Below are 13391 nucleotides of genomic sequence, written 5' to 3' on the forward strand. Positions count from 1 at the left end.
CGCTCTTCCCGAGGGATTTGCTTTGGACGTCCTCAAGGGACGATCTTGTAGCCGCCGTTTTCGGTGACCAGGATCTCAGCATTCGACGGATCGCGTTCGATCTTCTGGCGAAGACGATAGACATGCGTTTCCAAGGTATGGGTCGTGACGCCAGAATTGTAGCCCCAGACTTCCTCGAGCAGCACGTCGCGCGTCACCACCTTCTGGCCGGCGCGGTAGAGGTAGCGGATGATCGCCGATTCCTTTTCCGTCAGCCTGATCTTCTTGCCGTCATCGGTCGTCAGAAGTTTCTGGCTCGGCTTGAAGAGATAGGGGCCAACGCCGAAGGTCGCATCCTCGCTCTGCTCGTACTGGCGCAGCTGGGCGCGGATACGGGCAAGCAGGACGGCGAAGCGGAACGGCTTGGTGACATAGTCATTGGCGCCGGCTTCGAGGCCGAGGATCGTGTCGGAATCGGTGTCGTGTCCGGTGAGCATGATGACGGGCGACTTGAACCCGCCCTTGCGCAATAGCTTGACGGCCTCGCGGCCGTCCATGTCCGGCAGACCGACATCCATGATCATCAGGTCGACCTGGGCGGTCTTCGCCGTCTGCATGGCACGGGTGGCGTTGCTTTCCTGCAGCAGCGAAAACTCTTCATAGAGCGAAAGCTGCTCGACCAGGATCTGCCTCAGATCATCGTCGTCATCTACAAGCAGAATGGTCCGCGTCGTCATCCGTCATCCTTCCAGAATGGTCCATCGGCGAAGGCCTTGCTGCCCTCCTGCACGGCATGTAAGTCGTTGTTGCAGCAGTTTAAGAGCCCAGAGTACAACAATAATCACGAACAAGGCAAAAAGTCGTGACCAAGAGACCGAAAGCTTCCCCGCAGGCTCGAAAGACTTTGGCGCGCATCCTGGTTCGCGCAGCACCCCGGGATCAGCGACGCGCCATACTGCAGGCAGGCCATCTCACCATTCCGGCAGCACTCGGACGAAGCGGCCGAACGAGCCGCAAGCGCGAAGGCGATGGAGCGACACCGATCGCCACCATGCCGCTCCTCCACGCATACCGAAGAGCAGACCGCCTGATCCCTCCGCCAAGCCTGCTGCCGCTTCGTCCGACGCGCAGCGACATGCTGTGGTGTGACGCAAGCGCGGACCCCAACTACAACAGGCCCGTTCGTGCACCGTTCAAGCCAAGTCATGAGAGGCTGAAGCGGGAGGATGAACTCTATGACATCTGCGTGGTGATGGACTGGAACATCCGCATGCGAAAACGCGGCTGCGGTTCCGCCATCTTCTTCCATATCGCAAGACCCGGCTTCACCCCGACCGAAGGCTGTGTCGCCATCAGCAGCCGGGACATGTGCCGCCTGCTGCCGCACCTTGCTCGAAAGACAGTGCTTCAGGTTCTCTGACATCTTCTTCAGCCAAATTGGATGCCGCGCCTCTTTCATCACCGCAAGATCGGCCTAGGTAGGGGATGCGGCCGGCAAACATGCCCGGCATCCGCCACCCATTCTTCGCAAGCATTGCGCCGACCATTCCGACCTGGAGATTTCCCATGACTGATCAATTGTTCATCACCCTGAGCGACGGTGCCCGCATTCCGCAGGTGGGCCTTGGCGTATGGCAGACGCCCAACGACGAAGCCGCACCTGCGGTGAAGGCCGCTCTCGATGCGGGCTATCGCCATGTCGATACGGCCGCCGTTTATGAGAACGAGGAAGGCGTCGGCGAAGGCATCCGCCAGTCCGGTCTCTCCCGTTCCGACATTTTCCTGACCACCAAGCTCTGGAACAACGACCAGGGCTACGAGCAGACACTGAAAGCCTTCGAGGCCAGCCTGACGCGTCTCGGCACCGACTACGTCGATCTTTACCTCATTCACTGGCCGTCGGCGCATCGCGGGCTCTTCGTCGACACCTGGAAGGCTCTGGTGAAGCTGAAGGAAGAAGGCCGTGCAAAATCGATCGGCGTGTCAAATTTCTATCCCGAGCACATCGAGAAGATCGTTGCGGAAACCGGTGTGACGCCTGTCATCAACCAGATCGAACTGCATCCGGATTTCCAGCAGCGCGAAACCCGCGCCTTCCACGAAAAGCACAAGATCGCGACGCAGTCCTGGAGCCCGCTCGGTCAGGGCAAGCTGCTCGGCCATCCCGTGATCGCCGAGATCGCGCAAACGCTCGGCCGCACGCCGGCTCAGGTGATCATCCGCTGGCACATCGACAACGGTCTGGTGGTGATCCCGAAATCCGTCACGCCGTCGCGCATCGTCGAGAACTTCAAGGTGTTCGACTTCCAGCTCTCGCCCGAGGACCTGCAGGAGCTGAACGGCCTCGACGACGCCGGCGCACGCATCGGCCCGGACCCGAAGACGGCAAGCTTCTGATTCACGTGTGACATTCAGGTCTTGATCGGGAGCCGCGTTCGATGAGAACGCGGCTCCTGGCCTTTCCGGGGCAGGCAAGGGCAGGCGCGGGAGGATGCTGATGTCCACGTTTGCGAAAAGCACGGTCCTTGCAATCCCGGAACAAGATGTGACACTGTGCGCTGCCACAATTCGGGAGATTTCCATGCTGTTTCGCCGCGCTGTCCTCGCCGGTCTCTCCGCCCTTGCGCTTTTGCCGATCGCATCCCACGCCAATGACCTGCCGGATCTCGGCGGCAAGACCGTGGTGGTCGTGACCGAAAACGCTTACCCGCCGCTGCAATTCGTCGACCCCAAGTCGGGTGAACAGATCGGCTGGGAATATGATGCGATGAACGAGATCGCCAAGCGTCTGAACTTCAAGGTCGAGTACCAGAACACCTCCTGGGACGCGATGATCCAGGCCGTGTCGGACGGTCAGTTCAACATCGGCATGACCGGCATCACCATCAAGGAAGACCGCAAGGAAAAGGTCGACTTCTCCGAGCCCTACATGCGCTCGGAACAGTTCATGCTGGTCCGCGGCGACGAAAGCCGCTTCACCGACGGCAAGAGCTTCGGCGAATTCAAGGATGGTCTGGTCGGCGCACAGCCGGGCACCACGCCTTTCTACACGGCCGTCTATGAGATCCTCGACGGCAACGAGCAGAACCCGCGCATCAAGCTGTTCGAGACCTTTGGCGCGACCGTCCAGGCGCTCAAGACCGGCGATGTCGATGTCGTCCTGACCGACGGCACGGCCGGCAAGGGTTATGTCGATGCCTCGAATGGCGGCCTGAAGCTGATCGGCGGCCCGCTGGGCTCGGAAGACTTCGGCTTCATCTTCACCAAGGGCTCCGACCTTGTAGCTCCGGTCAACGCGGCGATTGCCTCGATGAAGGCTGACGGCACGATCGACGCGCTGAACAAGAAGTGGTTCCTCGACTACAAGATGGGCGAATGAGCCATCTTGAAACCTGCGACCTGAAGGCGGGTGACTGATGGCGTTCCAGACCCTGCCGCAGGGTGACCAGAAGGGCGATCGGCCGTGGTGGCTGATCGCCTTCGTCGTGATGGCGCTGACCCTCGGAGTCGTCATCTTCGTCAGTGATCTCTACACGCAAGTCTTCAACACCGTGGTTAAAGGGCTCGGTGTCACGGTTTTCGTGACGCTGATCGGCTTCCTGCTGGCCACCGCGCTTGGCCTGCTGATTGCGTTGCTCGGCATGTCGGACCACATGGTCCTGCGGCAGGTGGCCCGTTTCTACGTGGAGGTTGTGCGGGGCATCCCGATCCTGGTGCTGCTGTTCTACATCGCCTTTGTCGGCGCGCCCGCCTTTGTCGCGCTCTATAATCTCGTGACCGCGCCGCTGATCTCGATCGGCCTGACGGACGAGATGGTGGTGCGCGACTTCTCCCTGATGTGGCGAGCCATCATCGCCCTGATGATCGGCTATTCGGCCTTCATCGCGGAAATTTTCCGCGCCGGCATCCAGTCGATCGACAAGGGGCAGATCGAGGCGGCGAAAGCCTTGGGACTCAGCCGCGCGCAGCGGTTTCGCCTGGTGGTCTTCCCCCAGGCCATTCGCGTGATCTTCCCGCCGCTCTCGAACGACTTCGTCGCGATGGTGAAGGACTCGTCCCTCGTCTCGGTGCTCGGCGTCGCAGACATTACCCAGATGGGCAAGGTCTACGCCTCCGGCTCTTTCCGCTTCTTCGAGACCTATTCGATCGTCGCCTATGTCTATCTGATCCTGACGATCGGCCTGTCCATCATGCTTCGCGGCTTCGAAAAGCGCATGCGCACCCGCATGCGCGACTGATCCACCCGGTCAGTAGCGCTCCGGCACATACATGTCCGTCGGCACGGGATGGCGGATGTAATCGGCATTGCGCACTCGCGCGGGCAGCTCGATCGCTTCCTTCGGAACATGTTCGTACGGCACCTGCGACAGGAGATGGGCGATCATGTTGAGACGCGCCTTCTTCTTGTCGACCGCCTGGACGACCCACCACGGGGCCTCCGGAATATGCGTGCGCTCCAGCATTTCTTCCTTGGCGCGCGTATAGTCCTCCCAGTGAACCCGGCTTTCCAGATCCATCGGTGAGAGCTTCCACTGTTTCAGCGGATCATTGATGCGCATCTGGAAGCGGAATTCCTGCTCCTCGTCGGTGATCGAGAACCAGTATTTGACGAGGATGATGCCGGAGCGCACCAGCATCCGCTCGAATTCGGGCACGGAGCGGAAGAACTCTTCGAGTTCGTCCGGCGTGCAGAAGCCCATGACCCGCTCGACGCCGGCGCGGTTGTACCAGGAGCGGTCGAAAAGGACCATTTCGCCCGCCGTCGGCAGATGCTGCACATAGCGCTGGAAGTACCACTGGCTGCGCTCGCGCTCGGTGGGTGCCGGCAGGGCCACGACCCGGCAGACGCGCGGGTTGAGCCGCTGGGTCACCCGCTTGATCGCACCACCCTTGCCGGCCGAATCGCGGCCTTCGAACAGCACCACCATCTTCAGCTTCTTGTACTGCACCCAGTCCTGCAGGCGCACCAGCTCGTGCTGCAGCCGGAAAAGCTCGCGGAAATAGATCTTCCGGTCGATGGTCGGCTCCGCCATGCCGTCTGCAACCAGTTGGTCGAGGCGTTCCTCGTCGAGCTGTTGCTCCAGTTCCTCGTCGAAGCTATCGAGGATTTCGGTCTTGATGCGATGGATGTCTTCGTTCATGGCGCGGGTTCCGGCGGGGCGAGCGTTTACTGACGAAGATCAAGCATGCTTGCACGACTGCTTCATGACAGACCGATGTCAGAGGCCGTGCGAAGCAATTGCCGACATCTGCGAAAACTGGTATGACGCCGCCCATGGGATCGAAATTCGGATGCCTCGCGAACCAGTTTATCGTGCTGCAGGACCACAAGCGTCTGCCGGCACGCTTCTTCGCGCGCGTTCAGGGGGCCCTGGCGAGCCTTCGCGGCTGATCGCCTTTGGCCGAAAATCCGGCCCTTCTGCATCCTCGAAGATCCAAATCCCTTTTTCCTCAGTCTGGACGGAATTTACCCATGAGCGCACCTCGCACCCTTTACGACAAGATCTGGGACGACCACGTCGTCGATCGCCAGGACGACGGCACCTGTCTCCTCTACATCGACCGTCACCTCGTTCACGAAGTGACGAGCCCGCAGGCGTTTGAAGGTCTGCGCATGGCCGGCCGCAAGGTCCGCGCGCCGCAGAAGACGCTGGCCGTTGTTGACCACAACGTGCCGACCTCGCCGGACCGCCACCTCGGCATCAAGAACGAGGAAAGCCGCATCCAGGTTGAGGCGCTGGCCAACAACGCCGCCGAATTCGGCGTCGAATACTACTCCGCTTCCGACAAGCGCCAGGGCATCGTGCACATCGTCGGCCCGGAACAGGGCTTCACCCTGCCCGGCATGACCATCGTTTGCGGTGACAGCCACACCTCGACGCATGGCGCCTTCGGCGCGCTCGCCCACGGCATCGGCACGTCCGAGGTCGAGCACGTGCTCGCGACCCAGACGCTGATCCAGAAGAAGGCGAAGAACATGCTGGTGCGCGTCGACGGGAAACTGCCCGAAGGCGTGACGGCGAAGGACATCATCCTCGCCATCATCGGCGAGATCGGCACCGCCGGCGGCACCGGCCATGTCATCGAATTCGCCGGCGAAGCGATCGAATCGCTCTCGATGGAAGGCCGCATGACCATCTGCAACATGACGATCGAAGGCGGCGCCCGCGCTGGCCTGATCGCGCCGGACGAGAAGACCTTCGAATACATCAAGGACAAGCCGCGTGCGCCCAAGGGTGAAGCGCTCGAGCAGGCGATTGCCTATTGGAAGACGCTGAAGTCCGACGAAGGCGCGCATTTCGACCGTGTCGTCGTTCTCGACGCCGCGAACCTGCCGCCGATCGTGTCCTGGGGCTCTTCGCCGGAAGACGTCGTCTCGGTTCAGGGCATCGTGCCCAATCCTGACGATATCCAGGACGAAACGAAGCGCGCTTCCAAGTGGCGTGCGCTCGACTATATGGGCCTGAAGCCGGGCACGAAGATCACCGACATCGCGATCGACCGCGTCTTCATCGGCTCCTGCACCAATGGCCGCATCGAAGACCTGCGCGCCGTCGCGAAGGTCGTCGAAGGCAAGAAGGTCGCGTCCACCGTTTCCGCCATGATCGTTCCGGGCTCCGGCCTTGTGAAGGAACAGGCGGAAGCCGAAGGTCTCGACAAGATCTTCAAGGAAGCCGGCTTCGACTGGCGCGAGCCGGGCTGCTCGATGTGCCTGGCGATGAACGACGACCGCCTGAAGCCGGGCGAGCGTTGCGCCTCGACCTCGAACCGCAACTTCGAAGGGCGCCAAGGCTTCAAGGGCCGCACGCATCTCGTGTCGCCTGCCATGGCCGCGGCTGCAGCCGTTGCCGGCCACTTCGTCGATATCCGCGACTTCCACTAAGCGAGACAACGACTGAGTTTATCCCTGCCGCCCGCTCCCAAAGCGGGCGGTTTCTTTTTGTGCCACCCCGTTGCAAAGACAGGTGAAGCCGCTATCGTCGCACTGTCACGAAACTGTCACATACCGCCCGCGGGTCTCCCATGAACATCAGAGAATTTCTCCTCATGCACCGCAAGGCGCGGTCGTGAGTGCCGTCGCCGTTGGGCTGGCGCTCGTGGCAGCGATCCTCCATGCCAGCTGGAATGCCTTCCTGCGAACGGGGGCCGACCGGCTCTGGTCGATCACCGTGATGAGCCTGACCGGCAGCATCATCACGCTTCCCCTGCTCTTCCTCGTTCCCGTTCCCGGTGCCGCCGCCTGGCCCTACATCCTGCTCTCGTCGGGCCTGCAGGTCGGCTACAGCCTGTTCCTGGTCGCAGCCTATCGGCAGGGTCAACTCGGCCAGGTCTACCCGATCGTGCGCGGTACCGTGCCTTTGCTGGTGACGCTGGGCGGTTTCCTCTTCTTCGGCGAGGTCTTAGGCCCCTGGCAGACGCTGGGCGTGCTGCTTATTGCGACAGGCATCATGAGCTTGTCGCTCGGCAAGACCCGTGCGGCGACATCGTCAATCCTCTTTGCCCTGACGACCGGGCTCATCATCGCCTGCTATTCGACGGTGGACTCGCGCGGAGTGAAGCTCGCCGAGCTTCCGGTCGCCTATGCGCTGTGGGTGCTATTTCTCTTCGGCATCATGATCACCATCGCCTTCGCGGTTACGCGGAGAGGTCTTGCCATTGACCTGCAGTCACCGCTCACCTGGAAGGCTGCCGGTGGCGGCGTGGTCGCCATGTTCGCCTATGGACTGGTGGTCGTGGCCTATGCCTATGCGCCGGCGGGCCTCGTCACGGCGGTGCGCGAAACCAGCGTGGTCTTCGCCGTGCTGATCGGTGCGCTGATGCTGGGCGAGCCGCTGACCGTCCGGCGACTTGTCGCCTGCGTGGTCGTCGCGGGCGGGGCGATCAGCGTCAGCCTCTGATCCGCCAAGCAGTTGCTGAACGCCTCAACGAAAAAAGGCTCCGGAAACCGGAGCCTTTGATCAATGCAAAACCGTGTCTGCTTATTCGGCAGAAGCGTCGCCAGCGGCAGCAGCTTCAGCAGCAGCGGCCTTTTCAGCGGCTTCGGCTGCAGCCTTTTCAGCGGCCAGAGCCTGTGCTGCTGCAACCTTTTCGGCTTCCAGACGTGCCTTTTCCTCGGCAACGGCGGCGCGCTCGGCGTCGTTGAGCTTGCGGGCGCGGGTGCCGGTGTTTTCGACGATACGAGCAGACTTACCGCGACGGTCGCGCAGGTAGTAGAGCTTGGCGCGACGGACCTTACCGCGGCGGACGATTTCGACGCTTTCGACGAGCGGCGAGTAGACCGGGAATACGCGCTCGACGCCTTCGCCGTAGGAGATCTTGCGAACGGTGAAGCTCTCGTTGATGCCAGCGCCCGAACGCGCGATGCAAACGCCTTCATAGGCCTGTACGCGGGTACGGTTGCCTTCCTTGACGGTGACGTTGACGCGGAGCGTGTCGCCTGGGGAGAATTCCGGAAGCTTGCGCTTGGCTTCGATCTTGGCGGCCTGTTCGGCTTCCAGCTGCTGAATGATGTTCATGTCTAACCTCGGTTCTTCTGAAACAGCCAGAGCGCTCAACGATGATCCCTTGGTCCGAAGCCTTGGGATTTTGACCCTGACGGGCCGGAGCGAATTCGCAGTTCTTTGTTGTGGCAGACGGGCGAAACGCCCATTTCCGAGGGGGCCATTACACCAAGACGGCAGACTTGTCACCCCATCAGAGGCAAATTTTGCGTCTGCTTGCGGCGCCGGACGCCTTGCTGCGTCGGATATCGCACCGTAAGACTTCGCCTCGACATTCGGGAGGAGTGACGCATGACCATCGCAATGATTTTTCTGCTTTTTGCATCCGGCTTTCTTTCGGGAGCGGTGAATGCCATTGCGGGCGGTGGAACGTTCCTGACCTTCGGTGCCCTGACACTCGCAGGCCTTCCCCCGATCAGCGCCAACGCAACCTCCTCCGTCACGCAGTTTCCCGGCTACATCACCTCCACGCTGGCCTATCGCACGGAGCTGAAGGAAATAAAGCGGGGCGCGATCGTGCTCGGCATCGTTTCGGCCGTCGGAGCGGTTGGCGGTTCGCTCTTCCTCATCTCGCTGTCGAACCCGGCCTTCCGCTCCATGGTCCCGTGGCTGCTGCTGGGCGCAACGGCGATTTTTGCCGCCGGTCCGAAGCTGAGGCCCAAGACCAAGGGCGAGAGCCATCCGGCGAGCCCGCTCGGTCTGGCGATGCAGGCCGTCACGTCCTTCTATGGCGGCTTCTTCGGCGCCGGCATGGGCATCATGATGCTCGCCTCGCTGGGCCTCGCGAGCGGTGGCGATTATCACCGGCTAAACGCGCTGAAGAACTTTCTGTCGATCGTCATCGCCGCCGTCGCCATCGTGATCTTCGCAAGCGCCGGTGCACTCTCCTGGCTGCATGCGGTGATCATGATCCCCGCCGTGGCGATCGGCGGTTATGCAGGCGTCGCAATGGCCAAGAAGGTGCCGCAGAACGTGCTGCGCTGGATGGTCGTGGCGGCCGGACTGGGCCTCGCCGCCTATTATTTCTTCACCGGCTGATCCCGCAGCAAGTCCGGACGGCGCTCGCGGGTCAGCGAAACAGCCTGCTCGTGGCGCCACTTGTCGATTGCGGCGTGATTGCCGGAAGTGAGGACGGCGGGGATCTCCTGCCCCTCGAAGACTTGCGGGCGCGTGTATTGCGGGTGTTCGAGAAGCCCGCCTTCGAAGCTCTCATGCACGCCGGAAAGCTGATTGCCCATGACGCCCGGCAGGATCCGCACGACCGCGTCGAGCAAGGTCAGCGCCGCCGGCTCGCCGCCGGAGAGGATATAGTCACCGATGGAGACTTCCTCGAGCTGGCGGCCATCGATCACCCGCTGGTCGACGCCTTCGAAGCGGCCGCAGACGATCACCACGCCCTCGCCGGCAGCCAGTTCCCTGACGCGCTCCTGGGTCAGCGGGCGACCGCGCGGACTCATCAGGAGGCGCGACCTTCCATCGTCGGCTATGGAATCGATGGCACGTGCCAGCACATCCGGCCGCAGGACCATGCCGGCACCACCGCCAGATGGCGTATCGTCGACGCTGCGGTGCTTGTCTTCGGCGAAGTCGCGGATCTGGACGGCCTCCAGATCCCAATCGCCCCGTTCGAGCGCACGCCCGGCCAGCGCCAGGCCAAGATGTCCTGGGAACATGTCCGGATAGAGTGTCAGGATGGACGCCTTGAAGGCCATGGGTGCTCAGCGACCGTTGTTCGGCCGGGGCTTTCCGCCGGCATTGCCATAGGGTTTCTCTTCCCCGTCATCCTTCAGTCCGGCCGCGATCGGATCGACGAGAAGGCGGCCGCCTTCGAGGTCGATTTCGAGGACAGCAGCTTCGGAGAAGGGGATGAGCACGGGGCGCTTGCCGGGACCCTTGAGCTCCAAGAGGTCACCCGCGCCGAAATCATAGACGGCGGTGACGGCGCCATAGTGATTGTTCTCGGCGTCATAGACCTCGAGGCCTTCGAGGTCCGCATAATAGAATTCGTCTTCGTCGAGATCGTCATCCGGCAGCGCGTCGCGGTCGACGAAAAGCTCGGTCCCGTTCAGCGCTTCGGCGGCGTTGCGATCATTGATGCCACGGAAGCGCACGATGGCGACCGTCTTGCCGTCGCGGATCTCCAGGATCTCGAACTTGCGGCCGTCGGCGGCATACAGGAACCCATAATCGCCGAGACCCAGCGGATCCTCGGTAAAGGTCTTGACCCGCACCTCGCCCCGCAGCCCCTGGGCTGCACCGATCACGGCCATCAGTATCGGGTTTTCAAGCTTGCTCATCGGTCGGAACTATCCTGCACATGCATGGTTCGGCTTTCCTTTTAGGCGGAAGCGACCGGAAAGAAAACGCAAAAACGGGCGGTGGGGTGACCCACCGCCCGCTGGAAACGGCTGAATGCCGATTATTCTGCAGCGGCTTCCGAAGCGGCGGCAGCAGCGTCGGCGGCCTTCTGTGCCTTCTCGGCAGCGCGCTCCTGAGCCTTCTTGCCCGGCTTTGCCTTGTCCGGGTTGCTGCGAGCAGCGCGCTCGGCAATGCCGGCTTCTGCCATGAAGCGCAGAACGCGGTCGGTCGGCTGGGCGCCCTTGGCAACCCAGGCCTTGATGGCGTCTACGTCAAGCTCGACGCGCTTTTCGTTGTCCTTGCCGAGCATCGGGTTCCAGGAACCGACGCGGTCGAGGAAACGGCCGTCACGCGGCGAACGGGCGTCGGCAACGACGATCTGGTAGTACGGGCGCTTCTTGGAACCACCGCGGGCGAGACGAATCTTGAGGGACATGTGATACTCCTTGAGGTTTTTCAGTCCGGGCCGCCGCAGCGGACCCTGTTCTTGTTGAGGCCGCCGTCAGGCGGTCTTTTCGGTGACACCGCCATGTTCGGCGGCAATGGCTTCATGATGCCGGATGACTTCCTTGATGATGAAGTTCAGGAACTTCTCGGCGAAATCCGGATCCAGATTGGCATCCTGGGCCAGACGGCGCAGGCGGGAAATCTGGTATTCCTCGCGCGCCGGATCGGCGGGCGGCAATTCGTGTGTGGCCTTCAGCACGCCGACGGCCTTGGTGCAGCGGAAGCGTTCCGCCAGCATGTGGACCAGCGCCGCGTCGATGTTATCGATCGACTGGCGATAGCCCGAAAGCTGTTCCTTGACGGACGGATCAATCATCGGCGCGCCCTCACTTCTTCTTCGGCAGGCCGGGAAGACCCGGGAATCCACCGCCGCCCAGACCGGGCAGCTTCGGTCCACCGAGGCCCGGCAGACCGCCGCCACCGAGGCCGGGGAGGCCGCCCGGTTTCATGCCGGCGGCTTCCGCCTGCTTGGCGAGCGCTTCGAGCTGCTTCGGATCCATCTTCGACAGGTCAGGCATGCCCATGCCGCCACCCATGCCGCCGAAACCCATCTTGGAAGCGAGACCACCCATCATCTGCTTCATCATGCCGCCGCCCTTCTTGCCGCCCATGGCCTTCATCATGTCGGCCATCTGGCGATGCATCTTCAGGAGCTTGTTGATGTCGGAGGCATCCGTGCCGGAGCCGGCCGCGATGCGCTTCTTGCGGGAATGCTTCAGCATATCCGGGTTGGCGCGCTCGGCCTTGGTCATCGAGGAAATGATGGCGAGCTGGCGCTTGAAGACCTTGTCGTCGAGGCCGGTGGCGGAAATCTTGTCCTTCATGCCGGCCATGCCCGGCATCATGCCCATGATCCCGCCCATGCCGCCCATGGCCTGCATCTGCTTGATCTGCTCGGCCAAGTCGTTGAGGTCGAACTTGCCCTTGGCCATCTTCTCGGCCATGGCGCGGGCTTTTTCGGCGTCGATGTTTTCGGCGGCCTTCTCGACCAGCGAGACGATGTCGCCCATGCCGAGGATACGGTCGGCGATACGGCGGGGATGGAACTCGTCGAGCTCCGTCATCTTCTCGCCGACACCGATCAGCTTGATCGGCTTGCCGGTGACGGCACGCATCGAGAGCGCGGCACCGCCACGTCCATCGCCGTCCATGCGGGTCAGAACGAGGCCGGTGATGCCGACGCGTTCGTCGAAATTGCGCGCGAGATTGACGGCGTCCTGACCGGTCAGCGAGTCGGCGACGAGCAGGATTTCATGCGGCTTGGCGCGAGACTTGATCTCGGCCATCTCGATCATCAGCGGCTCGTCGATATGCGTGCGGCCGGCGGTGTCGAGGATGACCACGTCATGACCGCCGAGCTTCGCCGCCTGCACAGCGCGCGATGCAATATCGGTGGGCGACTGGCCGGCGATGATCGGCAGGGTGTCGATGCCGGTCTGAACGCCGAGCTGGCGAAGCTGTTCCTGGGCGGCCGGTCGACGCGTGTCGAGGGAGGCCATCAGGACCTTCTTCTTCTCGCGATCCGTCAGGCGCTTGGCGATCTTGCCGGTGGTGGTCGTCTTACCGGAACCCTGCAGACCGACCATCATGATGACGACGGGAGCGGCGGCGTTGAGATCGATGGAGACACCTTCGGTGCCGAGCATCTCGACCAGCTCGTCATGGACGATCTTGACGACCATCTGCCCGGGCTTGATCGACTTCAGGACGGCGGCGCCAACGGCCTTTTCGCGCACCTTGTCGGTAAAGGCGCGGACCACTTCGAGCGCGACGTCGGCTTCGAGAAGGGCACGACGGACCTCGCGCAGAGCAGCCGAGACATCCGCCTCGGACAGTGCGCCACGGCCGGTCAGTCCATTCAGAATGGATCCAAGACGGTCCTGGAGGTTCTCAAACATCGGCTCTTCCTTGCATGGTTCGGGGAAACCCAAACCTCGGTCTTCTCCACGCGGAAAACAAGACGCAAAGCCAAAAACCACCCGAGGGCGCAACGCGCTGTCGGGTGTTGACCTCCGGGATCTCTTTATACCTTTTCGGGTCCCGGTC

Annotated in this window: 15 protein-coding genes; 7 read left to right on the plus strand and 8 right to left on the minus strand. The window is 62.3% G+C overall.

Going from position 1 to position 13391, the window contains the following annotated elements; translation table 11 throughout:
* Window positions 1–32: 32 nt before the first annotated feature.
* Window positions 33–716, minus strand: coding sequence for a response regulator transcription factor (locus tag M1E12_RS18765; RefSeq protein ID WP_102021136.1), 684 nt, complete (start codon window positions 714–716; stop codon window positions 33–35).
* A gap of 125 nt (window positions 717–841) precedes the next feature.
* Between M1E12_RS18765 and M1E12_RS18770 the strand changes: the two genes are divergently transcribed.
* From M1E12_RS18770 to M1E12_RS18785, 4 genes are all read left to right on the plus strand, one after another.
* Entirely contained in the window at window positions 842–1399 is a 558-nt protein-coding gene (locus M1E12_RS18770) for a L,D-transpeptidase family protein (RefSeq protein ID WP_479562886.1), read from the plus strand.
* A 146-nt stretch (window positions 1400–1545) separates the two neighbouring features.
* Entirely contained in the window at window positions 1546–2376 is an 831-nt protein-coding gene (locus M1E12_RS18775; RefSeq protein WP_479562887.1) for an aldo/keto reductase, read from the plus strand.
* A 184-nt stretch (window positions 2377–2560) separates the two neighbouring features.
* Window positions 2561–3358 carry a basic amino acid ABC transporter substrate-binding protein gene (locus tag M1E12_RS18780; RefSeq protein WP_479562888.1) on the plus strand — a complete coding sequence of 266 codons (798 nt, stop codon included), beginning with the start codon at window positions 2561–2563 and terminating at the stop codon, window positions 3356–3358.
* A 37-nt stretch (window positions 3359–3395) separates the two neighbouring features.
* Window positions 3396–4217 (plus strand): amino acid ABC transporter permease, encoded by an 822-nt coding sequence (locus tag M1E12_RS18785; RefSeq protein WP_479562889.1) that lies wholly within the window; start codon window positions 3396–3398, stop codon window positions 4215–4217.
* Between the two features lie 9 nt (window positions 4218–4226).
* On the opposite strand, the gene ppk2 is transcribed toward M1E12_RS18785, so the two are convergent.
* Window positions 4227–5120: a polyphosphate kinase 2 gene (gene ppk2 / locus M1E12_RS18790; protein WP_479562890.1), complete on the minus strand. Its 894-nt coding sequence runs from the start codon at window positions 5118–5120 to the stop codon at window positions 4227–4229.
* Window positions 5121–5452: 332 nt separating this feature from the next.
* On the opposite strand from ppk2, the gene leuC reads away from it, so the two are divergent.
* Together leuC and M1E12_RS18800 are read left to right on the plus strand one after the other, a co-directional pair.
* Window positions 5453–6862: a 3-isopropylmalate dehydratase large subunit gene (leuC, locus tag M1E12_RS18795; RefSeq protein ID WP_113377836.1), complete on the plus strand. Its 1410-nt coding sequence runs from the start codon at window positions 5453–5455 to the stop codon at window positions 6860–6862.
* A 184-nt stretch (window positions 6863–7046) separates the two neighbouring features.
* Entirely contained in the window at window positions 7047–7877 is an 831-nt protein-coding gene (locus M1E12_RS18800) for an EamA family transporter (RefSeq protein ID WP_479562891.1), read from the plus strand.
* A gap of 81 nt (window positions 7878–7958) precedes the next feature.
* Here M1E12_RS18800 and rplS read toward each other — a convergent pair whose 3' ends face one another.
* Entirely contained in the window at window positions 7959–8495 is a 537-nt protein-coding gene (gene rplS / locus M1E12_RS18805; RefSeq protein ID WP_113377838.1) for a 50S ribosomal protein L19, read from the minus strand.
* Between the two features lie 276 nt (window positions 8496–8771).
* On the opposite strand from rplS, the gene M1E12_RS18810 reads away from it, so the two are divergent.
* Window positions 8772–9518, plus strand: coding sequence for a sulfite exporter TauE/SafE family protein (locus M1E12_RS18810; protein WP_479562892.1), 747 nt, complete (start codon window positions 8772–8774; stop codon window positions 9516–9518).
* Here M1E12_RS18810 and trmD read toward each other — a convergent pair.
* From trmD to ffh, 5 genes are all read right to left on the minus strand, one after another.
* The gene (trmD, locus tag M1E12_RS18815) at window positions 9500–10192 is read right to left on the minus strand and encodes a tRNA (guanosine(37)-N1)-methyltransferase TrmD (protein WP_479562893.1); all 693 of its coding nucleotides are present in this window, start codon (window positions 10190–10192) and stop codon (window positions 9500–9502) included. The two genes, M1E12_RS18810 and trmD, sit on opposite strands and share 19 nt — an antisense overlap.
* 6 nt (window positions 10193–10198) lie before the next feature.
* Window positions 10199–10777, minus strand: a complete 579-nt coding sequence (rimM, locus tag M1E12_RS18820; protein WP_113459073.1) for a ribosome maturation factor RimM — start codon at window positions 10775–10777, stop codon at window positions 10199–10201.
* A 122-nt stretch (window positions 10778–10899) separates the two neighbouring features.
* On the minus strand, window positions 10900–11274 hold the full coding sequence (gene rpsP / locus M1E12_RS18825; protein WP_113459074.1) for a 30S ribosomal protein S16: 375 nt from the start codon (window positions 11272–11274) through the stop codon (window positions 10900–10902).
* Between the two features lie 66 nt (window positions 11275–11340).
* A complete protein-coding gene (locus M1E12_RS18830) occupies window positions 11341–11661 on the minus strand; it encodes a chorismate mutase (protein ID WP_113377843.1) in 321 nt (106 codons plus the stop codon).
* A 10-nt stretch (window positions 11662–11671) separates the two neighbouring features.
* On the minus strand, window positions 11672–13243 hold the full coding sequence (gene ffh, locus M1E12_RS18835) for a signal recognition particle protein (protein WP_479562894.1): 1572 nt from the start codon (window positions 13241–13243) through the stop codon (window positions 11672–11674).
* Window positions 13244–13391 lie beyond the last annotated feature (148 nt).

Source organism: Rhizobium sp. K33 (genome assembly GCF_056501445.1).

Coding starts and splice junctions, on each gene's coding strand:
- M1E12_RS18765 (WP_102021136.1), bottom strand. CDS start 716: ATGACGACGCGGACCATTCTGCTTGTAGATGACGACGATGATCTGAGG.
- M1E12_RS18775 (WP_479562887.1), top strand. CDS start 1,546: ATGACTGATCAATTGTTCATCACCCTGAGCGACGGTGCCCGCATTCCG.
- M1E12_RS18780 (WP_479562888.1), top strand. CDS start 2,561: ATGCTGTTTCGCCGCGCTGTCCTCGCCGGTCTCTCCGCCCTTGCGCTT.
- M1E12_RS18785 (WP_479562889.1), top strand. CDS start 3,396: ATGGCGTTCCAGACCCTGCCGCAGGGTGACCAGAAGGGCGATCGGCCG.
- ppk2 (WP_479562890.1), bottom strand. CDS start 5,120: ATGAACGAAGACATCCATCGCATCAAGACCGAAATCCTCGATAGCTTC.
- leuC (WP_113377836.1), top strand. CDS start 5,453: ATGAGCGCACCTCGCACCCTTTACGACAAGATCTGGGACGACCACGTC.
- rplS (WP_113377838.1), bottom strand. CDS start 8,495: ATGAACATCATTCAGCAGCTGGAAGCCGAACAGGCCGCCAAGATCGAA.
- M1E12_RS18810 (WP_479562892.1), top strand. CDS start 8,772: ATGACCATCGCAATGATTTTTCTGCTTTTTGCATCCGGCTTTCTTTCG.
- trmD (WP_479562893.1), bottom strand. CDS start 10,192: ATGGCCTTCAAGGCGTCCATCCTGACACTCTATCCGGACATGTTCCCA.
- rimM (WP_113459073.1), bottom strand. CDS start 10,777: ATGAGCAAGCTTGAAAACCCGATACTGATGGCCGTGATCGGTGCAGCC.
- rpsP (WP_113459074.1), bottom strand. CDS start 11,274: ATGTCCCTCAAGATTCGTCTCGCCCGCGGTGGTTCCAAGAAGCGCCCG.
- M1E12_RS18830 (WP_113377843.1), bottom strand. CDS start 11,661: ATGATTGATCCGTCCGTCAAGGAACAGCTTTCGGGCTATCGCCAGTCG.
- ffh (WP_479562894.1), bottom strand. CDS start 13,243: ATGTTTGAGAACCTCCAGGACCGTCTTGGATCCATTCTGAATGGACTG.